Origin of the sequence: Janthinobacterium sp. DSP2-3-3 (assembly GCF_049897325.1) — a bacterium.
Lineage (GTDB): Bacteria > Pseudomonadota > Gammaproteobacteria > Burkholderiales > Burkholderiaceae_D > Janthinobacterium.
The window spans coordinates 60,833-86,237 of the sequence record NZ_JAFCWA010000019.1 but is presented as its reverse complement, the minus strand read 5'-3'; the positions used below and the strand labels follow the sequence as shown (position 1 = coordinate 86,237).

The 25,405-nt window shown below is 61.9% G+C and carries 21 protein-coding genes and 1 pseudogene; 13 read left to right on the top strand and 9 right to left on the bottom strand.

Annotation, left to right across the window (positions count from 1 at the left end):
* Window positions 1–47: 47 nt before the first annotated feature.
* The 6 genes and pseudogenes from ACP7DE_RS26655 to ACP7DE_RS26630 all read right to left on the bottom strand — a co-directional run bounded on the left by ACP7DE_RS26655 (window position 48) and on the right by ACP7DE_RS26630 (window position 4,474).
* The gene (locus tag ACP7DE_RS26655) at window positions 48–653 is read right to left on the bottom strand and encodes a pyridoxamine 5'-phosphate oxidase family protein (protein ID WP_426074926.1); all 606 of its coding nucleotides are present in this window, start codon (window positions 651–653) and stop codon (window positions 48–50) included.
* Between the two features lie 11 nt (window positions 654–664).
* The gene (locus ACP7DE_RS26650) at window positions 665–1,936 is read right to left on the bottom strand and encodes a hypothetical protein (RefSeq protein ID WP_426074925.1); all 1,272 of its coding nucleotides are present in this window, start codon (window positions 1,934–1,936) and stop codon (window positions 665–667) included.
* Between the two features lie 90 nt (window positions 1,937–2,026).
* The gene (locus ACP7DE_RS26645) at window positions 2,027–2,917 is read right to left on the bottom strand and encodes a creatininase family protein (protein ID WP_426074937.1); all 891 of its coding nucleotides are present in this window, start codon (window positions 2,915–2,917) and stop codon (window positions 2,027–2,029) included.
* A 153-nt stretch (window positions 2,918–3,070) separates the two neighbouring features.
* Window positions 3,071–3,538: an SRPBCC family protein gene (locus tag ACP7DE_RS26640; protein ID WP_426074924.1), complete on the bottom strand. Its 468-nt coding sequence runs from the start codon at window positions 3,536–3,538 to the stop codon at window positions 3,071–3,073.
* 157 nt (window positions 3,539–3,695) lie between these two features.
* Window positions 3,696–3,874 (bottom strand): annotated as a pseudogene (locus ACP7DE_RS26635) (IS5/IS1182 family transposase); the annotation flags it as partial.
* A gap of 297 nt (window positions 3,875–4,171) precedes the next feature.
* Window positions 4,172–4,474 carry an HNH endonuclease gene (locus ACP7DE_RS26630; protein WP_426074923.1) on the bottom strand — a complete coding sequence of 101 codons (303 nt, stop codon included), beginning with the start codon at window positions 4,472–4,474 and terminating at the stop codon, window positions 4,172–4,174.
* A 261-nt stretch (window positions 4,475–4,735) separates the two neighbouring features.
* On the opposite strand from ACP7DE_RS26630, the gene ACP7DE_RS26625 reads away from it, so the two are divergent.
* A complete protein-coding gene (locus ACP7DE_RS26625; protein WP_426074922.1) occupies window positions 4,736–5,119 on the top strand; it encodes a hypothetical protein in 384 nt (127 codons plus the stop codon).
* Between the two features lie 200 nt (window positions 5,120–5,319).
* Here the strand turns inward: ACP7DE_RS26625 and ACP7DE_RS26620 are convergent, their stop codons facing one another.
* From ACP7DE_RS26620 to ACP7DE_RS26610, 3 genes are all read right to left on the bottom strand, one after another.
* A complete protein-coding gene (locus ACP7DE_RS26620; RefSeq protein ID WP_426074921.1) occupies window positions 5,320–6,966 on the bottom strand; it encodes a methyl-accepting chemotaxis protein in 1,647 nt (548 codons plus the stop codon).
* An 84-nt stretch (window positions 6,967–7,050) separates the two neighbouring features.
* Window positions 7,051–8,172, bottom strand: coding sequence for a patatin-like phospholipase family protein (locus ACP7DE_RS26615; RefSeq protein WP_426074920.1), 1,122 nt, complete (start codon window positions 8,170–8,172; stop codon window positions 7,051–7,053).
* 313 nt (window positions 8,173–8,485) lie between these two features.
* On the bottom strand, window positions 8,486–9,412 hold the full coding sequence (locus tag ACP7DE_RS26610; RefSeq protein WP_426074919.1) for a LysR family transcriptional regulator: 927 nt from the start codon (window positions 9,410–9,412) through the stop codon (window positions 8,486–8,488).
* A 133-nt stretch (window positions 9,413–9,545) separates the two neighbouring features.
* Here ACP7DE_RS26610 and ACP7DE_RS26605 point away from each other — a divergent pair, with 133 nt between their 5' ends.
* From ACP7DE_RS26605 to ACP7DE_RS26550, 12 genes are all read left to right on the top strand, one after another.
* Window positions 9,546–11,087, top strand: a complete 1,542-nt coding sequence (locus ACP7DE_RS26605) for an MFS transporter (RefSeq protein WP_426074918.1) — start codon at window positions 9,546–9,548, stop codon at window positions 11,085–11,087.
* A 223-nt stretch (window positions 11,088–11,310) separates the two neighbouring features.
* Entirely contained in the window at window positions 11,311–12,528 is a 1,218-nt protein-coding gene (locus ACP7DE_RS26600; protein ID WP_426074917.1) for a maltoporin, read from the top strand.
* A gap of 346 nt (window positions 12,529–12,874) precedes the next feature.
* Complete coding sequence (locus ACP7DE_RS26595; protein ID WP_426074916.1) at window positions 12,875–13,885, top strand: substrate-binding domain-containing protein; 1,011 nt, start codon at window positions 12,875–12,877, stop codon at window positions 13,883–13,885.
* Window positions 13,886–14,124: 239 nt separating this feature from the next.
* Window positions 14,125–15,762, top strand: coding sequence for an alpha-amylase family glycosyl hydrolase (locus ACP7DE_RS26590; protein WP_426074915.1), 1,638 nt, complete (start codon window positions 14,125–14,127; stop codon window positions 15,760–15,762).
* An 88-nt stretch (window positions 15,763–15,850) separates the two neighbouring features.
* Window positions 15,851–16,936, top strand: coding sequence for an ABC transporter ATP-binding protein (locus tag ACP7DE_RS26585; protein WP_426074914.1), 1,086 nt, complete (start codon window positions 15,851–15,853; stop codon window positions 16,934–16,936).
* Window positions 16,937–17,046: 110 nt separating this feature from the next.
* Entirely contained in the window at window positions 17,047–18,267 is a 1,221-nt protein-coding gene (malE, locus tag ACP7DE_RS26580) for a maltose/maltodextrin ABC transporter substrate-binding protein MalE (RefSeq protein ID WP_426074913.1), read from the top strand.
* A 94-nt stretch (window positions 18,268–18,361) separates the two neighbouring features.
* Complete coding sequence (gene malF / locus ACP7DE_RS26575) at window positions 18,362–19,873, top strand: maltose ABC transporter permease MalF (protein WP_426074912.1); 1,512 nt, start codon at window positions 18,362–18,364, stop codon at window positions 19,871–19,873.
* A 10-nt stretch (window positions 19,874–19,883) separates the two neighbouring features.
* Window positions 19,884–20,774, top strand: coding sequence for a maltose ABC transporter permease MalG (malG, locus tag ACP7DE_RS26570; protein ID WP_070218276.1), 891 nt, complete (start codon window positions 19,884–19,886; stop codon window positions 20,772–20,774).
* Window positions 20,732–22,432 (top strand): alpha-amylase family glycosyl hydrolase, encoded by a 1,701-nt coding sequence (locus tag ACP7DE_RS26565; RefSeq protein WP_426074911.1) that lies wholly within the window; start codon window positions 20,732–20,734, stop codon window positions 22,430–22,432. The genes malG and ACP7DE_RS26565 overlap by 43 nt, the downstream gene beginning before the upstream one ends.
* Window positions 22,429–23,337, top strand: a complete 909-nt coding sequence (locus ACP7DE_RS26560; RefSeq protein WP_426074909.1) for a carbohydrate kinase family protein — start codon at window positions 22,429–22,431, stop codon at window positions 23,335–23,337. Before ACP7DE_RS26565 ends, ACP7DE_RS26560 begins: the two co-directional genes overlap by 4 nt.
* 257 nt (window positions 23,338–23,594) lie before the next feature.
* Complete coding sequence (locus tag ACP7DE_RS26555; protein WP_426074908.1) at window positions 23,595–24,893, top strand: O-acetylhomoserine aminocarboxypropyltransferase/cysteine synthase family protein; 1,299 nt, start codon at window positions 23,595–23,597, stop codon at window positions 24,891–24,893.
* A gap of 237 nt (window positions 24,894–25,130) precedes the next feature.
* The gene (locus ACP7DE_RS26550; protein ID WP_426074907.1) at window positions 25,131–25,280 is read left to right on the top strand and encodes a hypothetical protein; all 150 of its coding nucleotides are present in this window, start codon (window positions 25,131–25,133) and stop codon (window positions 25,278–25,280) included.
* Window positions 25,281–25,405 lie beyond the last annotated feature (125 nt).

Below are 25,405 nucleotides of genomic sequence, written 5' to 3'. Positions count from 1 at the left end.
GACAGGAAGCGCAGTATGCGCCAATATTGCCTTTTAGGCAAGCAAAACTACAGATCCGGCACGTAGCGGGCGACCATCTGCGCCTGCGTTTCCTGCGGCCCGCTGCCGCCCGTCTGCTCCGCGATCATCTGGCCCATCGTCGGCAAGACGCAGCGTTCGACTTGCGCCGCGCTGTCCCACAGCCGCGCACGCATGAGGGCCTTGGCGCAGTGCAAGTAAGCCTCGGCCACGCGCAGGCGCATGACCAGGCGTGGCGGGTTGCGCTCGGCGGCAAAGTGCGCCAGCAGCGCCGGATCGTCGCAGAGACTGGCCTCGCCATTTACGCGCAAGGTTTCATCGACGCCGGGGATCATGAACAGCAGCCCCGCCCTGCCCGTCTCGGCAATATTGCTGAAACTGTCGAGGCGGTTATTGCCCTTGGCATCGGGCAGCAGCAAGGTATGGGCATCGAGCACGTGCACGAAACCTGGCGCGCCGCCGCGCGGCGAGGCGTCGAGCTGGCCGCCAGCCCCGCCCGTGGCCAGCACGACGAACGGAGATAGCCCGATAAAGGCGATGCAATGCCGGTCGAGATGGTCGAGCTGCTTGCTCAGCGCCCGCCCCTGCGCGGGGGGATAATGCGCGCGCAGTTGCTCTATGGAATCGATGCGCATGGGGCCGGCACCTAGCGCAGGTTGCCCGTATGGCCCAGCGAATAGCGGCCCGGCTGGGGCCACACGGTGAGGCCATGCGGTTCCTGGCCGACTTTCACCTTGGACACGTCGCCACTGTTCGTATCGATGCGATACACCACATCGTCGAAGCGACCGGACAGCCACAGATACTTGCCATCGGCACTCACATTGCCCATGTCGGGGCTGCCGCCGCCGGGAATCGGCCAGTTCGCCACCACTTTTTCAGTGGCGAAATCGATCACGCTGACGCTGCCCTTGCCATTGCGCTTGCCGTGGATGCGGTGCGTGCCGCGGTTGGCCACGTACAGTTTCTTGCCGTCACGGCTCGGGTACAAGCCATGCGCGCCCACGCCCGTCTGGATGAAGCCGATTTCCTTCAGGGTGGCGCCATCGACGATGTGCACGCCGTCGGCGTCCATGTCGGCGATAAAGAATTTCTTGCCGTCCGGCGAGATGCGTATGTCTTGCGGCATGCCCTTCTTGACGCTGCAGATTTCATTCGCGGGACCGCCCACGGGGCCGGACTCGGCAAAACGCTTGGCCGGCATCTGCAATTTCAGGTAGCCATCGACCTTGCGCCCCACCAGATCGATCTTGGCGATGGTGCCGTCGAACTCGCAGGTGAACATGGCGTAGCGGCCGTCATTGGAAAAATCGGCATGGTTGATGCCGCCGCACTGGGGCGTGTCGATCGAGTACTGCACCGCCATGCTCTTCGGATCGCGGAAATCGAGGCGGCGGCGCGCTTCGGCCACGACGATGGCCGACTTGCCATCCGGTGTGAAGTACATATTATAGGGATCATCGACGGGCACTTCCTTGCCCGGCTTGCCGCTCAAAGGGTCGACCGGCGTCAGACTGCCCTTGTCCGTGCGTTCGGCATTGTTCGCCACCCACAGGGTGCGCAAGTCCCACGACGGCACGACGTGCTGCGGGCCGCTGCCAACCTTGAACTTGTCGACCACCTTCAGGCTGTCCTGGTCGATCACATAGACGTCGTTCGAGCGCAGGTTGGGCACGTAGACGCGGCGCAAGTGATCCTTGACGACGGGGCTCATATTGCTGCTGGCGATGCTGCCATACACGTTTTTCGGGTCCACCAGCGGCGGCATGCCCGGCAACGGCGAATAGGCGGGCGCCGGCGCTGCGGCGGCAGGGGCCGCCGTGCTGGCGCCGGTGACCTGGCTGGCCACGCCCAGGCCGGCCAGTGCGGCAGCCAGGGCGGACAAGGTGACGATGGTGCGTCGTTGAGATTTTTTCATGTGATTTCGCGTCTTTTCGTTGCAAAAGCCGGAAGTTCAGCACTTCCAGCGGGATGTCGGCTCAGTCCAGTAATCGAGTCAGTCCAATATTTACTTGCGTTGCAGCAGTTGCTTGATGGCGGCCACCGAGGTGTCCACCTGCAACTTGACGCCTACCTGGCCCAGTTCAGCCGTGGCACGCGTGGCGTCGCCGCGCACGCCGTCCGCCACACCGGGCTTGGGTCCATGGGCCATGGCTACGCTGCGCACCAGCGACGGGTCCGTCGCCAGCATGAGCGCTGCGTCGGCCAAGCCCGCATGCAGGCCGATCTCGGCGCTGCTGTAACCGCGCTTCTGCAGCTCAGCAATATATTGCGATTGCGTAATGTCATAGTAGTCGAGCAAGGCATACGCACGCGCTTCCTTGCCAGCGGCAGTTTTACCCCAGGCACGATTGAGCTTGCTGGCCACATTCTGTTCGTTCTTTTGGTAACCGCCGTGATCACCGAGGAAAATGATGTCGCGGAAGCCATGCTGGCGCAGGCTGGCGGCCGTCCCTTCCAGCACAGCTTCGAAGGCGGCCGGCGGTATCGAGATCGTGCCGGCAAAGCGCATGTGACCGGCCGGTGGCGTAATACTGCCTTCCGGCACGTAGGAAACGACGGGCGCGACGATGGTGTTGCCCAACTTTTGCGCGATCTGCCGCGCCAGCAGACCGGCGCGCACATTGTGCTTGCCCAGCGCAATATACGGCCCGCTCTGCTCGACGCCGCCTATCGGCACCAGCACGGTCGTGGCGCCATGATCGATACGGCTGCGCAACTCAGTGCTGGTCAGTTCTTCCAGCATGACGCTGCCGCTGGCAGACGTGGCCGCCAGAGCGGACGCAGCAGGAATCAGGCAGAGCAGGGTCAGGGCAAACAGGGAGCCAAATGGCTTGGACAGAATGGAGGGCGCGCGCGGCGCCAGCGGTACATTCGGCAGGGGGAACTGCAGAGTCATAAGCAAACATCTTTCCAAGGTCAAGGCGTGACGCCGTGCCCGGCCTTGCCAGGCAAGCTGGCTGCCACGCAGGAATTGTATTCCATCATGACGGGAAGGGCACGTTAATTTGCTACGGTGCTTTGCAAGGAATTGACGAGGGGAAACTATCTATCAGGCTGTTGTCGCGTTAGCCCTGCCCGCCTCACCATCATGGAGTGTCTCGTTGCGTTTCTCGGCATAGGCCTTGAGTGAGCGCATCGTTCCGGGCAAGCCTTGCCGCACTTGCCTGGCAACGCCTGGCCCGAACAGAAAGGCAAGGGCTCCAGTGAACCACACGCGGTGCATGACTTCCGATCCGCCATCTACGGCCGCAACCGTGTGCTCGAAATGGATGCGGAACAAAGGAATGTAGCCCTCGACTGTGAACGAGCGGCCTGCGGAGCGCTCGGTAATCAGCATCGGAATACCCATGCCTTTGCTGGGAACTATCCTGCCCTGTGTCCCAGCCGCGAATGGCCCATTGAGCCGGGCTTGCTTTGTATCCGGATCCCACAAGTGCCAACGGTCGACCTCGCTCCAAATTTGGTCGATGACCGTGGGCGGGACTGCAATGTGGATGTTTTCTTCGATATGCCTCAATTGGAGATCTCCCTATGGAAGTGCTGATTGATTCGCTTTCTTAGCGACTTTGGCGCAACAAATGGTCGACTGGCCGAATGCGGCTTTACGATGGTGCCTTCGCACATCATTATGCCTTCTCGGCCAGATGGGCGTTGATCGTCTCGAATATCTGGCCCGCCAGCCCGATTGGGGGACGACCAGCGCCTTCAACCTTCGGATAGAAAGGTTCGATGAGTTTGTACAGCTTGCCCCGCGGCGTTACGGCGTCACGCTGTCGATCTCGATCAGGAAGCGGTCACGCCGCGTGAGTTTCTTCTTGGCGGCGTATTCGAGGGCGGAGAAGCTCTTTGGCATGATGGATCGCTGGCAGTGAACGTAGCGTGATTATCTCAGGTCGGCCCGCTGCAGGGAACGGTCCCAAATGAAGAAATCAGTGCTTCCCTAGTTCGCCATCGGATCGACGAGCTGGAAGGTACTGCTGCTACGGCAACCCAACTGGATGCACTCTTTCGTTTAGTCGATGAGTTCGAGTCACGCCGGCGCAGATAGTTTGGCTCAGCTTTTGGACTACCCATACGTCCGCTTGGGGGCGGAAGCGGACGGAGCCGATTAGCGCTCTGAATCGCCACCAGTACCTTAAGACCGCAATTTTCAGCGCGGGAATTTATACCGTACCAGCAGCGTAGGTCCTTTGCCGCCGGGTGGCATCAGCAGTATCTCGTCACCCGGCTGCATCTCCTCATACATCACCGTGCAACAGGTCGGCATCGAGTGGCCGCGCGCGGGATAAACGCCAACGTCGGTATGCAGGGTCGCAGCGCGTACGTCCACGCTGGTCTCGCCGGCCTTTCCTGCTTCTTGCAGCAGCTTGCGCAGTGAGGTGACGAAGTCCGCTTTGCTGAGTCTGGCAAGTGCTTGGCTTGCTTGCGGGCGAGCGCTTGCGTCGTTTTTCATGGCAGTTTCTTTCAGTGTATACATTCCCGCCACTATATCATTTGCGCCTGGCCTCTACTCTACTTATCGTGCCCCCTAACAGTGGTTTGCTGTGGTCTAATTTGCCTGAAGGCACTCGGAAACTACACGACAATGTGGCCTCCAGTCGCTGAAACGTGTACGCCAGAGCAAAATGTCCCTGCGGGGAGAAAGTGGTCGTTTTGCGATCGCTAACCCTGTCACCCGTGTTGAATGCCCACTTAGTTTATTAAGGAAGAATTAATGCCAAAGATATCTATATCGCTTGCAATCCCAAGTAATAATTTGGATGCTGTGAAATTGATTCATAAGGTAACGGGGTTGCCGCTTTGGGTGGCAAAAGAAAAGATTTCGATGGGAGAAAAGGGAATATTTTATTCTACTGAATTATTCCTTAATGATCACGCCACCAGGGACAAGGAAATTAGAGCAATAATCCATGGATTTCATGAAATTGGTCTCGATTTGTATATTGCTGAAATACCTTATGATCAAAATTGGGATGATGCAGTTGATATCGATCGTATAGATGAAGAAATATTGGAGAATATGTTGGATAGCGCAGGCGATGAGAAAAGGAGCAAGAAGGCCGGCCCTGTCGCTCCTGCAGGAATATGCGTCAAATGAGCTTCCGCTTGGGGCCGAAAGCGGACTCACGCGCCCGAAAGCTAATCAGGCTCCCTGCCTAGCAAGGAGACGGGTGCCCCCCGTCTTCCGCACTGCCAGCCCGTCAACGTTACTTCCCCGTCACAGGTGCAGAACATCAACGCTACCACAGGGGGCAGCGCCACCACAAAAACCCCGGCGTACCGTGGCAACCACATGGCCTAACCGCGGGCGCTGCGGCCGGGCAGCGCCAGACGCCGGCTGGTAGCGGCGGCAGCCGGGGCCGGCAAGCCGCCGGCCAGCTTCAACGCTTTTGCCTGGCTATCGCCACGCAGCCGAAACACGGCCACCACCTCGACCAGTTCCACGGCGCGGTCTTGCAGCGAGGAAGCGGCTGCGGCTGCCTCTTCCACCAGGGCCGCGTTTTGCTGGGTGACCTGGTCCATTTGCGAAATGGCCTGGTTCACCTGCTCGATACCGGCGCTTTGCTCGTGGCTGGCGTTGGCGATGTCGCCCATGATGTCCGTCACGCGCAAGATGCTGGCGACGATTTCTTCCATCGTCGCGCCCGCCTGATCAACCAGTGCGCTGCCCGTGTTGACTTTATCCACGGAATCCTCGATCAAGCCCTTGATTTCCTTGGCGGCAGCCGCCGAGCGCTGCGCCAAGTTGCGCACCTCGGTGGCCACCACAGCAAAGCCACGGCCCTGCTCGCCCGCACGGGCCGCTTCGACGGCCGCGTTCAGCGCCAAAATATTGGTTTGGAAGGCAATGCCGTCGATCACGCCGATAATGTCGGCGATCTTCTTTGCCGACTCGTTGATCGAACCCATCGTGCCCACCACTTGCGCCACCACGGCGCCGCCCTTGCGGGCCACGTCCGAAGCGGACACGGCCAGCGAGTTCGCCTGGCGCGCATTGTCCGTATTCTGGCGCACCGCCGAGGTCAGCTCTTCCAGGCTGGACGCCGTTTCTTCCAGCGACGACGCTTGCTGCTCCGTGCGCACGGACAAGTCCGCGTTGCCGGCGGAAATCTGGGCGGCCGCCACGCTGACCGTATCGGCCGACGTGCGCACGGTGGCGATCACGTCGACGATGCGTTCCAGGAATTTATTGAAGGCGGTGGCCGTGCGCCCCACTTCATCCATGCGCTCGACGGGCATGGCGGCCGACAGGTCCAGCGAGGCGCTGACGCGCTCCAGCGTGTGTTCGATATCGCCCAGGCCGCCGCTGATGGTGCGGTAGATATGCCAGGCCAGCGCGCCCGTCAGCAGAACGGCCACGGCCAGCACCGCCAGCATGGTGTTGAACGCCGTGTCGTAGGCGGCCAGGCTTTCGGCCTTCACGTCATCGACCAGCTTGTTGTTGTAAGCGATATGGTCATCCATGCTTTTTTTCGCGGCTGCCGCCGTGATGGCCAGCGGCGTGCCGGCCAGCAAGGTGGCGCGCACGCCATCCATGTCGCCCGCGTAGGCGGCGGCAAAGAATGGCACGAGCGCGCGGCGGTAAGCTTCCATGGCGGCCTGGTCGGCGTCGAGCATCTTGCTGTCCGTCGCGTCGTACAGACGCTCGGCGCGGTAAGTGGCGATGACCTTGTCGAAATTCGTATTGGCGTCGGCCACGGCCTTGTCCAGCGCCGTCTTGTCGGCCAGGTTCGAGAACACGGACAAACGGTAGCCGGCAAGGCGCGAGTCGGCCAGGAAGCCCTTGGCCGCATTCAAGCCCTGGATGCTGGGGATGATGCGGTTTTGCACGGTATCGAAACGCTCCTGGGCGCGCTGCAGCTGGAAGGCGCCGCCGGCACCCAGCAATAGCAGGGCCAGCAAGGCGATGGTCAGGGTCAGAATTAATTGCTTGGTGATATTCATGGTGTTTCACAGTAAAAAGAGTGCCTGGCAAGGCCAGGCAGGATGAGTAGCTGCCGATCAGGTGGCCGGGGATCGGTTGCCGGGCTAGGCCGCCAGCGGGGAAGCGTCGGGCGTGCGGCGCAGCAAGTCGCCATGCTGGCGGCAAAACGCCAGGCCCGCCTTGTGGCCCACGTCGAATAGCAGCTGCATGTTCGAGTTGGACCAGTCCAGGGTGTCGGGCCAGTGCTGCTCCGGAATGCCGCCCATCAAGTCGAGCTTGAGCAAACGCCGCTTGGGCTGGCCCGTGCGCGCGTCGGTGTTGTGCTCGAGTTCAAACAGGCGCAGCTCGCTCTTGGAAATCTTCACCAGCGGCGTGATGATGGAGCGCACCCAGGCGTCGTACAGGTTGCGCGGCTTGCGCAGCAAGCGCTCATCGCCCAGGATGTCGAGGATGACCAGGGTGTCGGCGTCATGGTGCTCTCCCTTGCCTTCGATAAATGGCTCGAAATTGAGCGTATCGAGCGCCGCGCCTTCGATGTAGTCGTCGCCGGCGATGGTCGTAGGCGCATACAGGAAGGGAAACGACAGGGCCGCGCGCACATGGATAGCTTCGATCTCGTGCTTGCCCCAGATTTGCATGCGGTGCTCGCTGAGGTTGTAGGCATTGATGTAGAAATCGGGGCGCATGCGCGCCACGCCCGAGAAATCCACGGCTTTTTCCAGGAACGGCAAGTGCGCGCACAGGCCCAGGCTTTTCGCCGACAGGTCCGATGGCGACAGCGACGACACCATCAGCTTGCCCCAGTCCGACCAAGCCGTGGGCACGCCCGCAAACGTTTGCTGGAACGCCTGAAAAAAAGGATTGTTGGCCGGCGGCTGGAAAGCGTCGCGGAAAGTGCTCGCATGCATGCCCGGCTTCTGGAACACCTTATAGTTGATCGGAATCATCTTGTAGATGCTGTCGGCCACACCCGTGTCGGCCCAGCTTTGCAAGGCCTGGCGCGGCGTGGCCTCGTGCGGCGTCGTGTAAAGCAGGCCCATCAGCACACCGGCGCCCGAGGCGGAAATGACATCGAACTCGATGCCCTCATCGAGGAAAGCGGCCAGGGCACCGGCGATCAGGGTGGAATTTGGTGCACCGCCACCTAGCAGCAGACCCGTTTTACGGGCCGGTTTCGCTGTCGCAACTGGCGCCGGATTCGGCGGCGTCGTCATCACTGTCTTCATGCACACTCCCTGAACGGAACGGGGTTACCACCCGTTAATTGTTGGTTACTACACGCTTATGGCGCCTAATCCTGCGCATGCACCCGCAAGCACCTCGCCGATGCAATGTTGCAGAAACAGATATGAAATTAACATAAATAAATTCCTTATGGCAATTTCCATAACGTATGACCGGTATTCAGAAAGACCATAAGCTGATGCCTTGCGGCATGGCGTGATGCGGCGCAGCAAATATAAATCCAGCGCGGTTAGGAATAATCTTTTTGGGGTAGGAATATTCCGCAACCCGCCGCCAGTGCGGCGGCCAGCGAGATCAGCGCAGCGAGGCTGGGTCGGGAGGGGACGAAGAAAGGTGCAGGTGGGTACACAAGTGGTCAACAAAGACGCGAATTTTGGGCGACAGATGGCGGCTCGACGGCCACAGCACCCAGAACTTGCTCGCGTACAGCAGGTAGTCGGCCAGCACGGCTTGCAGGTCGCCGCGCGCGATGGCGTCGCGCACGATAAAGTCGGGCAGGTAAGCGAGGCCCACGCCCTGCGTGGCAGCGCCGATAAGCGCTTCGATATTGTTGCAGGTCAAGGCCGTTGGCAAGCGCAACTCGCTGCCGCTGTCGCCAGCGGCGCGCTGCAACGTCCATTCCTGCAACTTGCCCGTGCTGGGAAATTTATAGCGCACGCAGGCGTGTTCCTCCAGCGCGCGCGGCGTGGCCGGCACGCCATGCCGGACGAAATACGCGGGAGAGCCGACGATGGCAAAGGCAAACGGCCCCAGTTCGCGCGCCATCAGCCGCGAATCGGTCAGGGTGCCACTGCGCACGGCCACGTCAACGCCTTCGGCCACCAGGTCGACCAGGCGGTCGTTGAAATCGAGGTCGAGCTCGATCTCCGGGTACCGGTGCGTAAAGTCCGCCAGCAAGGGCAGGATGATGCGGTAGCCGATCACGGGCAGACTAACCTTGAGCTTGCCGCGTGGCGCCACGGCCAGCTGCGACAATTCCGCCTCGGCATCACCGAGGTCGGCCAGGATGCGCTGGCAACGCTCGTAAAACAGCGCGCCCTCGTTGCTCAGGCTGATGCGCCGCGTACTGCGGTTGAGCAGGCGCACGCCCAGCTTTTCTTCCAGCCGCGCCACGCTCTTGCCCACGGCCGAGGCCGACACCCCGAGCAGCCGCCCGGCCGCCACATAACTGGAAGTTTCCGCCGCGCGCACGAAGGCGGCGATGCCGTTCAAATTATCCATGCCACCCCGCCATTTGAATTAGGGAATATTTGTCCGTTATGAGTGGCTTTTCAGCCACTTTATCATGGATTACGTCCATATTATCATCAGACTCCCTCTTTCTGGAATCATTCCCATGGATACGAATCATCGTATGAAGCCTGCCTCCCCGGCACGGCGCGCCTTCGTGCTGGCCGCCGTCTGCCTGGCCGCGCTGTGCATGCCGCTCAGTTTTACGGGCCCCGCCATCGCCATCCCCGCCATTGCCGCCGACCTGCACGGCACGCCGCTGGCGCTGGCGTGGATCACGAATGCCTTCATGCTCAGCTTTGGCGCTTGCCTGATGGCGGCCGGCGCGCTGGCCGACCGCTACGGCCGCAAGCGCGTGTTCTTGCTGGGCATGGGTGTGTTTTCCGCCGCCGCACTGGCACTGTCGGCCGCACCCGCCATCCTGTGGCTCGATGTGCTGCGCGCCGTCCAGGGCCTGGGTTGCGCCATGGCCCTGTCGAGCGGACTGGCGGCCCTGGCGCAGGAATTCGACGGCCCGGCCCGCGCGCGCGCCTTCAGCCTGATCGGCACGGCTTTCGGCGTAGGGCTGGCTTTCGGCCCCTTCCTGGCAGGCACATTGATCACGCATACGGGCTGGCGCGCTATTTTTGTCGCCACGGCCGCGGCCGGTCTGGCCGCCCTGCTGGCCGCCGCGCGCGCCATGCGCGAATCGCGCGACCCGCAGGCGCAAGGGGTAGACTGGTCTGGCGCCCTGACGTTTACTGGCGCCCTCTCCCTGTTTACCTATGGCTTGCTGCAGGCGCCCGACAGCGGCTGGGGCAGCGCCGCCAGCCTGGGCCTGCTGGGTGGCGCGGCCTTGCTGCTGGCCGCGTTCATCCGCGTGGAGCGGCGCGCCGCGCGACCCATGCTGGACTTGACCCTGTTCCGCCTCCCAGCCTTTGCCGGCGTACAACTGCTGGCGGCCGCGCCCGCGTTTTCCTTTGTCGTGCTGCTGGTGTTGCTGCCGGCCCGCTTCATCGGCATCGAAGGCTACAGCGCGCTGGAGGCGGGACGCATGATGATCGCCCTGTCAGCGCCCATGTTGGTGCTGCCGATCCTGGCCGGCATGGCGGCGCAGCGCATTGCCCCCGCGCACATTTGCGCCAGCGGCCTGCTGCTGGCGGTGGGCGGCTTGCTGTGGCTCTCCACCTGCGCGCCGGGCCAGGCGCCCGCTAGCTTGCTGGGACCGCTGCTGCTGATCGGCTGCGGCATCAGCCTGCCCTGGGGTTTGATGGATGGCCTCGCCATCAGCGTCGTGCCTGTCGAGCGTGCCGGCATGGCGGCCGGCATCTTCAATACGACGCGCGTGGCGGGCGAAGGCCTGGCGCTGGCCATCGTCAGCGCGCTGCTGGGCACATTCACCGTGGCAGCGCTGGGCGCCGCCGGCATTGCCGGCATCGGCGCGCAACAGGCGGCGCACGCCGGCCCCTTCCTGGCGCTGGGCGAGCTACGCCATGCGAGTACCTTGCTGCCCCAAGTGGGCGCGGCCGACCTGGCGCAAGCGTATGGCACGGCCTTCCGCCACTTGCTGTATGTGCTGGCCAGCATTACGACGGCCTCGGCCCTGCTGATCCTGGCCTTTTTGCGTCATCCGGCCGGTGCCGCAACGGACACGGCCGCCCTGCCCGCCTGCAAGGCACAGCAATAATTCACAACCGCCATTCCCGTCTGCCGTACACGGCGGCGGCCACGCGCCGCCGCCCTCTCTGATGTTTCTCCGCAACACCTAAGAAATTTCCAGGAACAAAACTAGTTTACTGATCAAAGCGCTTTGAACTATACTCAAAGCGCTTTGAAATAGAATTAAAGCGCTTTGGTTGTGCGAAGTTGATGCGCGCCGATCCCACACCTATAAAAACACTGGAGACACAATGAACAAATTTTTCTTGAAAACATTGCCAGCGGCAGTGCTGATGGCCTTGAGCGCGTCGGCCCAGGCTGCCCTGCCGATCGACTTCGGCGGCTACATCCGCTCGGGCTTTGGCACCAGCAGCGAAGGCGGCAAGGAAGCGTGTTTCGGCTTGGCCGGTGCCTCGTCCAAGTATCGTCTGGGCAATGAGTGCGAAACCTACGGCGAGCTGAAATTCGGCGGCGAAGCCTTCAAGGCAGCCAACGGCACCACCTTCCGCATCAATACCCTGGTGGCGTTCTCCGTCAACCAGAACCAGGACTGGGAGCAATCGGACCCGTCGTGGCGCGAAATGAACGTGGTAGCCGACAAGATCGGCACGGGCGCCTTCGCCGAAGCGCGCGCCTGGGTCGGCAAGCGCTACTACGACCGCCAGGACGTGCATATCACCGATTACTACTTCTGGAATAACAGCGGCCCTGGCGCCGGCCTGGAAAACATCGACCTGGGCGCCGCCAAGCTGGCCTACGCCATCGTGCGCACGGCCGATGACGGCGACAGCAAGCGCATGGGCCTGTCCCACGACTTGCGCTTCTCCGGCATCAAGGTCAACCCGGATGGTGAACTGACGCTGGGCCTGCAATTCAACCAGAAACGCAATGCGCAAGGCGCGGCCCCCATCGCCAGCGGCCACTTGCTGACCATCATGCATACGCAAGGCAATCTGCTGGGCGGCTTCAACAAGGTGGCCTTACAGTACGGCAAAGGCAGCGCCGCCAACACGGGCGGCTTCAGCCTGGGCGCCAACAAGGATGACAAGGTCGTGCGTCTGACAGAACAAATCATGATCCAGCCCAAAGGCGCCTGGTCGGGCATGGGTACCTTCGTCTACGAAGACAAGGAATCGGCAGGCGTGAGCAGCAAGTGGACGTCGATCGGCGCGCGTCCCGTCTACCACTTCACGGACAACTACAGCCTGGCCGTGGAACTGGGTCATGACATCGTCAAGCCGGAAGGCGGCGAAAGCCGCAACCTGACCAAGCTGACCTTTGCCCCGCAACTGTCGGCCGGCAACAGCTTCTGGTCGCGCCCCGTGCTGCGCGCCTTCTACACCTACGCCAAATGGAACAAGGCAGCCCAGTCGGCCGCCGCTGCGGAATCGGCGCTGTCGTCGACGGGCGTGTTCGGTGGCAAGACCAATGGCAGCTCCGTCGGCTTCCAAGTGGAAAGCTGGTGGTAATCGCAGGCCGCTAGAACTTTGGCAAGCGTCCATGGACGCTTGCCACAGGCAGCAACACCGCCCGCTCATCCAGGGGCAGGCAGTATCCGGACCCACCATTTCGCCGCTGCACGCGATGGCCGGCAGCTTCAATGTAGTGATTCAGCAGTATCCTCTTTTAGCGCGGGCGCCCCTGGGTTTGCCCGCGTATTTTTTTGGGCGCTGCCGCCGGTCGCCATGACCCTGATCATTCCGGCATTTATCAGATAAACTACCCCTAATCGCATTGCACTGCACCGCTCCCGCCCACCGGCAGGATGCCGGTAGCGGCAAGACCCACCCAGGATAGACCCCGACTGCAGCATTCATGAACCTCAAAAATCTCGCCAAAACGCTAGGAATATCCGAAACCACCGTCAGCCGCGCCTTGAATGGCTATCCGGAAGTGAGTGAACGCACGCGCGAACGGGTGCTGGCCGCCGCGCAGGCGGCTGGCTACCGCCCCAATCCCATGGCGCGCAGCCTGGCCGTGGGGCGCACGAATATCGTCGGCATCATCTATCCGCTGATGCCGAACGACCTGGCCGACCCCATGTTCATCGAAATTGTGGGCGGCATGTCGGAAGCGCTGGAAGCGCAGCAGATGGACATGATGATCGCGCCCGCTTCGGCAGGCAACGAATTCCACACTTATGAACGCATGGTCAAAGGACGCCGCATCGACGGGCTGGTGGTCGGACGCACCAAGCCGTTCGACGAGCGCATCGCCTACCTGGCGCAGCAGGGCATGCCCTTTGTCGCGCATGGCCGCACGCAGCTGAACCAGCCGCATGCCTGGTTTGACTACGACAACGAGGCGGGCATGCGTCTGGCCGTCGAGCGCCTGGCGCAGCTGGGCCACCAGCGCATCGGCCTGATCAGCGCCACGCCGGACCTGAACTTCGTGCGCCAGCGCGTCGAGAGTTTCCAGCACGCCATGCAGGCCGGCGGCCTGGCCATCGACCCGGACAACCTGGTCGACAATGCGCACGACCGCCGCGCCGGCTACCAGGCGATGCAGCGCCTGCTGGCCCGCTCGCCCCGTCCCACCGCCGTCATCGTCGACAATCACATGTCGGGCGTGGGCGCCGTGCGCGCCCTGCTCGACGCGGGCATCGCCATCGGCAGCGAAATGTCGCTGATCGTCTGGGGCGTAATGGAAGACTCCCTGGCCGGCCACAACGTCACCACCGTCGTTCAGCCCGACCCGCGCGGCGCCGGCGCGAAGATGATCCACATGCTGCTGGCCCTGATGGATGGCACGCCCGTCACCGATTTGCAGGAACTGTGGCCGTGCGAACTGCTGCCGGGCGAGTCGGCCGGCCCCGTGCCAAACTAGCCAATCCCGTATTCCCGGCACCGCCGGCCAGTTGGCCAGCGGTGCCGCCGCGTTGTCCTGAATTACCCTCATAAAAAAATCGTATGTCTGGTGCGTGTATCGCTTTACTTTTCAAAGCGCTTTGAACTATACTCATTTCATACCCAAAGCGCTTTGAATTTTAAAATAAGACGTTCGCCTACCAACCAGCAGCGCTGCCCTGATAGCCAAGGCTACAGGCAACTTTTAAGAAATCATTCATGCCGACCATCCAGAACAATCTCGCCCACCTGCCCGCCGACTGGTGGCGCAGCGCCGTCATCTACCAGGTCTATCCACGCAGCTTCCTCGACAGCAATGGCGACGGCATCGGCGACTTGCCCGGCATCACATCGAAACTTGCATACATCGCCGCCCTGGGCGCCGACATCGTCTGGATTTCGCCCTTCTTCACGTCGCCGATGAAAGACTTCGGCTACGACGTAGCCGACTTCTGCGATGTCGACCCCATGTTTGGTACTTTGGCCGATTTCGACCGCCTGGTGGCGCGCGCCCATGAACTGGGCTTGAAAGTGATGATCGATCAGGTGCTATCGCACTCGTCCGACAACCACCCTTGGTTCGTGGAAAGCCGCTCCAGCCGCGACAATGCCAAGGCCGACTGGTATGTGTGGGCTGACCAGAAACCGGACGGCACGGCGCCGAATAACTGGCTGTCCGTGTTCGGCGGTTCCGCATGGCAATGGGAGCCGCGCCGCGGTCAGTACTATCTTCACGATTTCCTCGCCAGCCAGCCCGACCTGAACTTCCACAACCCGGCCGTGCAGCAAGCCCAGTTGGACAACCTGCGTTTCTGGCTGGAGCGCGGCGTCGACGGCTTCCGCTTCGATTCCTGCAACTTCCCGTATCACGACCAGCTGCTGCGCGACAATCCGCCAGCCGCGCAACGCGACGCGAGCAGCGTGTCGGCCATCAACCCGTACGGCATGCAAGCGCACGTGTACGACAAGACGCAGCCGGAAAACATCGCCTACCTGCAACGCGTGCGCGCCGTGCTTGACGAATATCAAGCCATTTCCATCGGCGAAGTGGGCGACGACAATGCGTTGGCCACCATGGCTGCCTACACAGGCGCCGACAAGCTGCACATGGCTTACAGTTTCAACTTGCTGACGGCGGAGTTTTCGGCCGAGCACATCCGCACGCAAGTGGAAGAATTCGAGGCCCAGGTGGCCGACGGCTGGGCTTCCTGGTCCGTGGGCAACCACGACAGCGTGCGCGTCATGACGCGCTGGGGCGGCGAAAACCCGTCGCCATCCCTGGCCAAGGTCGTGCTGGCCGTGCAGGCGGCGTTGAAAGGCACGCCGTGCCTGTACCAGGGCGACGAGCTGGCCCTGACGGAAGCGGACATTCCTTTCGAGGCACTGCAAGACCCATACGGCATCCCGTTCTGGCCCCAGTTCAAGGGCCGCGACGGCTGCCGTACGCCGATGCCGTGGGTGGCCGAAGCGCCGTATGGAGGCTTCAGCAATGCCACGCCTTGGTTGCCCGTGCCTCCGGAACATCTGGCGCGCGCGGTTGACGTCGAAGAGCGCGATGCCGCTTCGCCGCTGCAGTTTGCGCAAAATATTCTCGCCTGGCGCCGCACCCTGCCGCAGTTGCTGCGCGGCGACATCGTTTTCTTCGATGCGCCCGAACCTGTGTTGGCCCTGCGCCGCGACTTGCCCGGCCAAGCATCCGTGCTGGCCGCCTTCAACCTGGGCACGGAATCGGTCACGTTCGCTTGGCCGGATGCGGCGCCAGCGGACGACCTGGCCGGTCACGGCTTGCCGGGTAGCAAAGATGGCCAACAGGTCAGCTTGCCCCCGCATGGCGGCTGGTTCGGCACCCTGGCGTAAATCGCAGGCTTTGGCGGCCATGCCGCCAATTACAATAACGAGCCCCGCGTATCAGCGGGGCCAAATTGACAGATTGAGGACGACAGACATGGCTGGACTGAAGTTAACAGGCCTGAAGAAGGCATATGGCGACGTGCAAACCCTGCACGGCATTGACCTGGAGATCGCCGATGGCGAATTCATGGTCTTCGTGGGCCCGTCGGGTTGCGGCAAATCCACCTTGCTGCGCAGCATCTGCGGCCTGGAAGAAATCAGCGGCGGCGATTTGTTCATCGGCAAGACGCGCATGAACGATGTGCCGCCTGCCAAGCGCGGCATCGCCATGGTGTTCCAGAGCTACGCCCTGTACCCGCACATGAGCGTGGCGCAAAACATGGCGTTTGGCCTGAAACTGGCCGGACAGAGCCGCGTACAGATTGCCGACGCCGTGCAGCGCGCCGCGCAAATCCTGCGCATCGAACCTTTGCTCGAACGCAAACCAAAAGACTTGTCGGGCGGACAGCGCCAGCGCGTGGCCATCGGCCGCGCCATCGTGCGCAAGCCCGACGTCTTCCTGTTCGACGAACCGCTGTCCAACCTGGACGCATCGCTGCGCGTGCAGATGCGCATCGAACTGGCGAATTTGCACCGCGAATTGCGCTCGACCATGATTTACGTCACGCATGACCAGGTCGAAGCGATGACCCTGGCCGACCGCATCGTCGTGCTCAACGCGGGCCGCATCGAACAGGTGGGCGCACCACTGGAGCTGTACCACCACCCCGCCAATCTGTTCGTGGCCGGTTTCCTCGGTTCGCCCCGCATGAACTTCCTCAAAGGCAAGGTCCATAGCTACGCCGACGGCGTGGCCACCATCGCCACCAAGGCGGGCGGCATGTTGCAGGCCGCACTCCAGCAGCCGCTGGCCAGCGGCACGTCCGTCACCATCGGCGCGCGTCCCGAACACGTGCAAGCTTGCGTGCCCGGCGCCGCAGCCGCCATCACGGCCACCGTGCAAGCGGTGGAAAAGCTGGGCGACATCAGCTATCTGTATGTGCAAGTACCGGGCGGCGATGAGCCGCTGGTGGTGCGCGCCGATGCAGACACAGACTGGGCCATTGGCCAGAGCGTGGCGCTGCAAGTGGCGCCCGCCCGCGTCCACGTGTTCGACGAGCATGGCCAGACCCGTACCTGACACCCGGCTTTAAGGGGCCAGGCGCTACAGGCGCCGCCTGGCCTGGTTGTATCGTTTCAGCCTTGATACTCAACATAAACTTAGCATAAAAAAAGACACTGGAGATTGACATGTCCTTCACGCACCCGAAACGCAGCTTCATCAAAACCACCCTGATCGCCGCCGCTCTGGCCGGCATCGGCAACCTGGCCGCCGTCAGCATGGCGAACGCGGCCGAAGCAGGCACCCTCTTGATCTGGATCAATGGCGACAAGGGTTACAAGGGCCTGGCCAAGGTCGGCGAAGAATTCACCAAGAAGACGGGCATCAAGGTCGTCGTCGAGCACCCGGAAGATGCACCGAACAAATTCCAGCAAGCAGCCGCCGCCGGCAAGGGCCCGGACATCTGGATCTGGCCGCATGACCGCATCGGCACCTGGATCGACGCCGGCTTGCTGCAACCATTGACGCCAAGCAAGGAAGCGCGCGCCGCCATCCTGCCGCTGGCCTGGAACGCCTTTACGGTGGGCGGCAAGACCTGGGGCTACCCGATCTCCATCGAAGCCGTCGCCCTTGTCTACAACAAGGACCTGGTGCCGAACCCGCCGAAAACCTTCGAGGAAATTGCCGCGCTGGACAAGAAATTGTCTGCGCAGGGTAAAAAAGCCATCCTGTGGGATTACACGAATACCTATTTCACCTGGCCTTTGCTGGGTGCGGGTGGCGGCTTCCCGTTTGAAGTCAAGTCCGATGGACGCTACGATGCGGCCAAGACAGGCGTCAACAATGCCGGTTCGCAAGCGGGCGTGAATGCGCTGATGACCCTAATCAACAGCGGCGCCATGCCGAAGGGCGCGGGCTACGCGGAAATGGAAGCCGGCTTCAACCAGGGCAAGATCGCCATGATGATCAACGGTCCATGGTCGTGGGACAACGCGCGCAAGTCGAAGATCAACTTCGGCGTGGCAACGATCCCTACCGTCGCAGGCAAGACGGCCACCCCATTCGTGGGCGTGCTGGGCGCGATGATTTCTAAAGCCAGCCCGAACAAGGACCTGGCGACGGAATTCCTGGAAAACCAGATGCTGCAGCTCAACGGCCTGAAAACCATCAACGCCGACGTCCCGCTGGGCACGCCAGCGAACAAGGTACTGTTCGCGGAATTGAAAGCCAATCCGAACATCCAGGCCACGATGGAAAGCGCCCAAGCGGGCCGCCCGATGCCGAACAACCCGGAAATGGGCCGTTTCTGGTCGTCGATGCAATCGGCGCTGGAAAACATCACACAAGGCCGCCAGACGACCAAGGATGGCCTGGACGCGGCGGCGAAGCGGATCACGACGGCGAACTAAGTCATTTCAAGGGGCTTGCCCCTGCGGGATCGGCATGCGCGCCACTGGCGCGCATGCCCCCCAGGTCTTTCACCATCTTCACAGGTATCCCATCGTGCGCAAGTTTATCGGCCCTACGGTATTGACCATCAGCATGGCGCTGGGTCTGTATCTGCTCTTCATGTTGTACATTTCCGGCCAGACCATGCTGGCCGCCGTTTTCCTCGGCTTGCTGACCCTGACGACGTTTGTCTTCACGTCGCCGCGCGCCTATGCCTACCGTTATCTGTTTCCCGGCATCACGGCGGTCATCGTCTTCGTGCTGCTGCCGATGGTGTACACGGTGTCGATCGGCTTTACCAATTTCAGTTCGCGCAACCTGCTCACCTACGAACGGGCCACGCAATACCTGCTCGACGAGACGCAGCGCGTGGAAAGCACGGGCTACGCGCTGACCGTGCATGCCGACAACAAGGAATACCGCTTGCGCCTGGAAAGCCCGGACACGGGTGAAGTGCTGCTGACGCAGCCGCTGGCCCTCAAGCGCGCCGTGCCCCTGAAGGTGGAAGTGGCGCCGCTGGACCCCGTGCAAGCGCCCGTGCTGGCCCCGCCGCTGCCCATCAAGGACATCATCGCTCTGCAAAAGGACTTGAAGCTGCTGACACTCATCCTGCCGAACAGGATCGAGCTGCGCATGGTGGGCTTGCGCGAATTCGGCCCCGTCGCGCATGTCTACAAACAATTGCCCGACCAAACCCTGAAGAAAATCGCCACGGGCGAGCTGGTCAAACCGAACTTCAAGACGGGTTTTTATGAAATGCCGGATGGCACGAAGCTGGAACCGGGCTTCAAGGTGAATGTGGGCTTCGCCAACTTCGTGAAGATTTTCTCCGACGAAGCGTTCCGCGGCCCCTTCCTGCGCATTTTCGTGTGGACCATCGTTTTCGCCCTGATCAGCGTGGCTACCACGACGGGCCTGGGCATGGTGCTGGCCGTGCTGCTGAACTGGGATGCGCTGCGCTTCCGCGGCCTGTACCGCACCCTGCTGTTCCTGCCATACGCCGTGCCGGGTTTCATTTCCATCCTCGTCTTCAAGGGCTTGTTCAATAACAACTTTGGCGAAATCAACCTGGTGCTCGACGCCCTGTTCGGCATCAAGCCCGCCTGGTTCTCGGACACCACCCTGGCCAAAGCCATGATCCTGATCGTCAACACCTGGCTCGGCTACCCCTACATGATGGTGGTGTGCATGGGCTTGATCAAGGCGATCCCGTCGGACCTGTATGAAGCCTCGGCCCTGGCCGGCGCGGGACCGCTGACGAATTTCTTCAAGATCACCCTGCCGTTGATCATCAAGCCGCTCACGCCCTTGATGGTGGCCAGCCTGGGTTTCAACTTCAATAATTTCGTACTGATCAGTTTGCTGACGGGCGGGCGTCCCGATTTTCTCGACACGACGCTGCCGGCCGGCACGACGGACTTGCTGGTGTCCTATACCTACCGCATCGCGTTCGAGGATTCCGGCCAGAACTTTGGCCTGGCCGCCGCAATCTCGACCCTGATCTTCTTCCTCGTGGCCGCGATTTCGCTGGTCAACATGCGCCTGACGCGCATGAACAAAGCATAAAGGACAGTTCATGGCTATCGTTGTCGACCGTTCCAACCGCTGGCGCATCCTGGCGGCCCATGTCGCCGTGATCGCGCTGATCGCGCTGGTGATGTTTCCCTTCCTGATGATTTTGTCGATCTCCCTGCGGCCCGGCAACTTCGCCTCGGGCAGTTTGATACCGCCCGAGATCAGCTTCGAGCACTGGCGATTGGCGCTGGGCATGTCTTATCAGGCGCCCAACGGCGCCCTGGTCGAGCCGGATTTCCCCGTACTGCTGTGGCTATGGAATTCCATCAAGGTGGCCAGCATGAGCGCCACCGTTACCGTGCTGCTGTCGACCACCTGCGCATATGCGTTTGCGCGCATGCAGTTCCGCTTCAAGTCGCAAACCCTGTCCGCGCTGATGCTGCTGCAGATGTTCCCCGCCGTGCTGGCCCTGGTCGCCATCTACGCCATCTTCGATGTGCTGGGCAGCTACGTGCCGTGGCTGGGCATCGACCACCACGGCAGCCTGGTGCTGGCCTACACGGGCGGCATCGCCCTGCATATCTGGACCATCAAGGGCTACTATCAAACCATCCCCGTTGAAATCGAGGAAGCAGCCAAGGTCGACGGCGCCACGCAATGGCAAGCGTTTGTCTACGTGCTGCTGCCGATGACGGTGCCCATCCTGATGGTGGTGTTTTTGTTGTCGTTCATCGGCGCCATCATCGAATACCCGATCGCCTCCGTGCTGCTGCATGAACAGAACAACCTGACCCTGGCCGTCGGTTCGAAACTGTTCCTCTACGAGCAAAAATACCTGTGGGGCGACTTCGCTGCGGCAGCCATTTTGTCCGGCCTGCCCATCACGGCCGTATTCCTGCTGGCGCAAAAATGGATGATCTCCGGCTTAACGGCTGGCGGCGTGAAGGGCTGACCATGCACCGCGCCCTGACTACGCTGGCCGCCCTGCTCTTGAGCGCTTCGGCGCAGGCAGGGAGCAAGGTTTCAGCAACATTCTCTGAAAACCCCATCGTCTACTTCGCCGTCACGGACCGTTACGCCAACGGCAATCCCGGCAACGACCACAGTTATGGCCGCGCCGCCGACCCGGCAGGCGGTGATGTCGGCAGCTTTCACGGCGGCGATATCGCCGGCATCACGCAACAACTAAAAGCCGGCTACTTCCGCGACCTGGGCGTCAACGCCCTGTGGATCACGGCGCCGTACGAGCAGATACACGGCTGGGTAGTCGGCGGCAAGCAGCAATTCCGGCACTACGCCTACCACGGCTACTGGGCGCTCGACTACACCACCATGGATGCGAACATGGGCACGCGCGAAGAATTGCGCGAAATGATAGACACGGCCCACGCGCAAGGCATCCGCGTGCTGTTCGACGTAGTGCTGAACCATCCCGGCTACGCGGACTTGCGCACCCTGGCCGAATACAAGGTGCCCGTGCTGTGGCCTGGCCATGAAAAGGCCGTGCTGCGCGACTATCACAGCTTCATCGACTACAACAACTTCGAATTCAAGCAGTGGTGGGGCCCGGACTGGGTGCGCGCCGGCTTGCCCGGCTACCCCGACGGCGGCAAGGATGATTTCACCATGCAGCTGGCCTATCTGCCCGACTTCCGTACCGAAAGCAGCAAAGCCGTGGGCTTGCCGCCCATCCTGCAGCGCAAAGCCGACACACGCGCCGTCGCCCTGCCCGACACCACCGTGCGCGCTTACTTGGTCCACTGGCTGGCCGACTGGGTGCGCGAATTCGGCGTTGACGGTTTTCGCGCCGACACCGTCAAGCACGTGGAGGCGGCCAGTTGGCTGGCCCTGCGCGCGGCCGCCACCGATGCCCTGGCCGACTGGAAAACACGTCATCCGCAACAGAAAATCGACGATGCGCCATTCTGGATGACGGGCGAAGCGTGGGGCCATGGCCCGGAGCGCAGCAGCTGGCATGACGCCGGTTTCGATTCGATGATCAATTTCGATTTTCAACACCGCGCGGCCGGCGACTGGAAAAGCATCGACGGCGTGTACCGCCAGTACGCGGGCTTGCTGGGCAAGCGCATTGGCAATGAGCCCCGCCATGACATCCTGTCGTACATCTCGTCGCACGACACCAGCCTGTTCCCGCGCGACCGGCTGAAACACGGCTTGAGTGCCCTGCTACTTGCGCCGGGTGGCGTGCAGCTGTTTTATGGCGATGAAAGCGCGCGCCAGCCTGGCGCGGCGCCCATCGGCGACGAACAGCAGGCGACGCGCTCCGATATGAACTGGAACTCGCTCGACTCTGCCACCCTGGCGCATGCGCGCAAGCTGGGCCAGTTCCGCTTGCGCCACCCTGCCCTGGCGCGCGGCGAACATAGGTTCATCCATGAACAGCCGTATGCGTTCGCCCGCGTGACGAAAGAGGACGCCATCATCGCCGTGCCGGAGGCACTGGGCACCATCGAACTGAAGGTGCACGGCGTGTTCGCCGACGGCACTCCGCTACGTGACGCCTACACCAATCAAACCTACATCGTCAAAGATGGCGCCATCGCGGTAAACGCGGCCGGCACCGTCCTGCTGGAGAAAGCTGCACCATGAGTACCTATGACATTTTAGTGGTCGGCGGCGCCGGCATCGACACAATAGTGCGCGTCCCTTCCCTGCAACTGCCCGTGGCCGATTCGCTGCACGTGCCGCCCATCCGCGATTACGTGGCGCACACGGGCAATGGCGTGGCGTTGGGCTGCTATGCGCTGGGCTTGCGCTGCAAGTTCATCGACTTCATCGGCGACGATGCGCAAGGCGAGGCCATCCTGCAGCGCTATAAAGATGCAAAACTCGACTTTTCACACCTCGTCGAACCCTCGGGCACGCGGCGCAGCGTCAACCTGGTCGACCCGCAAGGGCGCCGGCTGTCGCTATACGATGGCCGCCACCCGGAAGACGTGCGCATGCCGTCCGCCTTTTACCTGCCCTACCTTGGCCCCGCGCGCCACGCGCACTTTTCCATCATGGGCTGGGTGGCGGCGCTGTTTGACGATGCGCTGGTATGCGGCACCACGGTGTCGACCGATTTGCACGACTGGGATGGCGTCAACCCGCACCACCAAGTCTTTGCCCTGCGCGCCGACCTGGTGTTCCTCAGCACGGCCGCACTGGGCGAACGCACGCAGTCCGTCATGCGCGCCATCGTGGAGCAAGGTCGCGCGCAAGCCGTGGTCGCCATGGCCGGCGCGGACGGCGCGTATGTGCTGGAACGGGGCAGCGCATCCGCGCGCCACTATCCGTGCGCGCAACTGGACTTGCCCGTGGTGGACACGAATGGCGCGGGCGACTCCTTTGTCGCCGCTTTCTTGCAGGCATGGCTGGATGGCGCGGGCATCGACGCCGCCATGCGCCGCGGCGCCATCGGCGGCGCGTTTGCCTGCGCCCAGCACGGCACGCATGAACGTTTCATCGCGTTGGCACAGCTGAATGACTTATATCAAGATAGCACTAAGTAACCCCCAATAAATTATTGTGTTTTCTGACTTCCATAACCGGCGCTGTGCGGTGTTGCCCGCAGCTAGCAGTGCTCGCACTGCGTCGCTGCAGGCGCCTTGCACAGCATCCGGTTCTGTTCGTCATAAATTCACAGTATTTTCCCGAGGATTACTTAGCTTATGACTAAATATTCTATCAAGCGTAACAGCCTGACAAGTGGCGCATGGCACAATGGCTGCGGATTTCACCACCGCATACCATCGACACCGGAGACCACATGAGAATCGAAACCCTGGCAGTGCACGCTGGCTACACCCCCGACCCGACCACCAAGGCCGCCGCCGTCCCCATCTACCAGACGGTGGCCTACGCCTTCGACAATGCCCAGCATGGCGCCGACCTGTTCGACCTCAAGGTTGCTGGCAATATCTACACGCGCATCATGAACCCCACGCAGGACGTGCTGGAAAAGAGGGTCGCGGCGCTGGAAGGCGGCGTAGCCGCGCTGGCCGTGGCCTCGGGCATGGCGGCGATCACCTACGCGATCCAAACCATTGCCGAAGCGGGCGACAATTTCATCTCCGCCAGCCAGCTGTATGGCGGCACCTACAACCTGTTTGCCCACACCCTGCCGCAGATCGGCATCGAAGTGCGCTTTGCCGATGCGCGCCAGCCCGAGACCTTCGCCGCCCTGATCGACTCGCGCACCAAGGCCATCTTCTGCGAATCGATTGGCAACCCGCTGGGCAATGTCACCGATGTAGCGAAGCTGGCCGAGATCGCGCACGCGCACGGCATCCCGCTGATCGTCGATAACACGGTGCCCAGCCCCTATCTGTTCCGCCCCATCGAGCATGGCGCCGACATCGTCGTCCATTCGCTGACCAAATACCTGGGCGGCCACGGCACCACCGTGGGCGGCGCCATCGTCGACAGCGGCAAATTTCCATGGGCAGAACACAAGGAGCGCTTCAAGCGCTTGAACGAACCGGACGTGTCGTATCACGGCGTGGTCTACACGGAAGCGTTTGGCCCCGCCGCCTTCATCGGCCGTGCGCGCGTCGTCCCGCTGCGCAACATGGGCGCGGCGATTTCGCCCTTGAGCGCCTTCCAGCTGATCCAGGGTATCGAGACCCTGGCCTTGCGCATGGACCGCATCTGCGACAACACGCTGGCCCTGGCCAAACACCTGAAACACCATCCGAAAGTCGCGTGGGTCAATTACGCGGGCCTGGAAGACCACCCGGACCACGCGCTGGTGAAGAAATACATGAACGGCCGCGCCTCGGGCATTTTGTCCTTCGGCCTGAAGCTGGCAGACGGTGCGAATGTCAACCCGGACCCGCGCGCGGCTGGCGCACGCGTGCTCGACGCCCTGCAACTGTTCACGCGCCTGGTCAACATCGGCGACGCCAAGTCGCTGGCCACCCACCCGGCGTCGACCACGCACCGCCAGCTCAATCCCGAAGAACTGGCCAAGGCCGGCGTGTCCGAAGACATGCTGCGCCTGTCCGTGGGCATCGAGCATATCGACGACTTGCGCGAAGACCTGGAACAGGCGTTGAACGCGGCCTGAGTCAAACTGAAATCCAACTGAAATCCAACTGAAATCAGGCTGGAAGCCTGTCCCGGCACATGCATGCCTCCCCTGCCGGGATAGGCTCCTGCATACCGTAAAGTGAAGTCGGCGTTCTCGCAGAGCGCCAGCGACGCTTCTGTCATCCTCACTATGGTTGAACTGGATAGCCCCCAGGTCCAGCCCAGCGCCTCTTTATCTCCCCCACCCCGCATCCTCTGATGCCATGCCTATGCCATGGCGACTTATTCGGCACTCCTGCCGAAATCGATGATCGGCGAACGTCCGTGCGCCAAGGCAAGTGGCGAGCAACTGGCCTATGCACCGCTACGCATGGCCGATATTGTCATGCTGCCGAAACGAATCCAAACGAACAAAAAAGAATAGATTTATGTTGTTAAATTTTCGAACATGCGTAAAATACAGAAAAAAAAGCGCATTATTCTTCACTTCAGCGCATTTTTCTTCCTGGTCGCATGAACACTTGCATGCGCCAATGGCAGTGGCACGAA

Coding starts and splice junctions, on each gene's coding strand:
- ACP7DE_RS26655 (WP_426074926.1), bottom strand. CDS start 653: ATGCGCATCGATTCCATAGAGCAACTGCGCGCGCATTATCCCCCCGCG.
- ACP7DE_RS26650 (WP_426074925.1), bottom strand. CDS start 1,936: ATGAAAAAATCTCAACGACGCACCATCGTCACCTTGTCCGCCCTGGCT.
- ACP7DE_RS26645 (WP_426074937.1), bottom strand. CDS start 2,917: ATGACTCTGCAGTTCCCCCTGCCGAATGTACCGCTGGCGCCGCGCGCG.
- ACP7DE_RS26630 (WP_426074923.1), bottom strand. CDS start 4,474: ATGAAAAACGACGCAAGCGCTCGCCCGCAAGCAAGCCAAGCACTTGCC.
- ACP7DE_RS26625 (WP_426074922.1), top strand. CDS start 4,736: ATGCCAAAGATATCTATATCGCTTGCAATCCCAAGTAATAATTTGGAT.
- ACP7DE_RS26620 (WP_426074921.1), bottom strand. CDS start 6,966: ATGAATATCACCAAGCAATTAATTCTGACCCTGACCATCGCCTTGCTG.
- ACP7DE_RS26615 (WP_426074920.1), bottom strand. CDS start 8,172: ATGAAGACAGTGATGACGACGCCGCCGAATCCGGCGCCAGTTGCGACA.
- ACP7DE_RS26610 (WP_426074919.1), bottom strand. CDS start 9,412: ATGGATAATTTGAACGGCATCGCCGCCTTCGTGCGCGCGGCGGAAACT.
- ACP7DE_RS26605 (WP_426074918.1), top strand. CDS start 9,546: ATGAAGCCTGCCTCCCCGGCACGGCGCGCCTTCGTGCTGGCCGCCGTC.
- ACP7DE_RS26600 (WP_426074917.1), top strand. CDS start 11,311: ATGAACAAATTTTTCTTGAAAACATTGCCAGCGGCAGTGCTGATGGCC.
- ACP7DE_RS26595 (WP_426074916.1), top strand. CDS start 12,875: ATGAACCTCAAAAATCTCGCCAAAACGCTAGGAATATCCGAAACCACC.
- ACP7DE_RS26590 (WP_426074915.1), top strand. CDS start 14,125: ATGCCGACCATCCAGAACAATCTCGCCCACCTGCCCGCCGACTGGTGG.
- ACP7DE_RS26585 (WP_426074914.1), top strand. CDS start 15,851: ATGGCTGGACTGAAGTTAACAGGCCTGAAGAAGGCATATGGCGACGTG.
- malE (WP_426074913.1), top strand. CDS start 17,047: ATGTCCTTCACGCACCCGAAACGCAGCTTCATCAAAACCACCCTGATC.
- malG (WP_070218276.1), top strand. CDS start 19,884: ATGGCTATCGTTGTCGACCGTTCCAACCGCTGGCGCATCCTGGCGGCC.
- ACP7DE_RS26565 (WP_426074911.1), top strand. CDS start 20,732: ATGGATGATCTCCGGCTTAACGGCTGGCGGCGTGAAGGGCTGACCATG.
- ACP7DE_RS26560 (WP_426074909.1), top strand. CDS start 22,429: ATGAGTACCTATGACATTTTAGTGGTCGGCGGCGCCGGCATCGACACA.
- ACP7DE_RS26555 (WP_426074908.1), top strand. CDS start 23,595: ATGAGAATCGAAACCCTGGCAGTGCACGCTGGCTACACCCCCGACCCG.
- ACP7DE_RS26550 (WP_426074907.1), top strand. CDS start 25,131: ATGGCGACTTATTCGGCACTCCTGCCGAAATCGATGATCGGCGAACGT.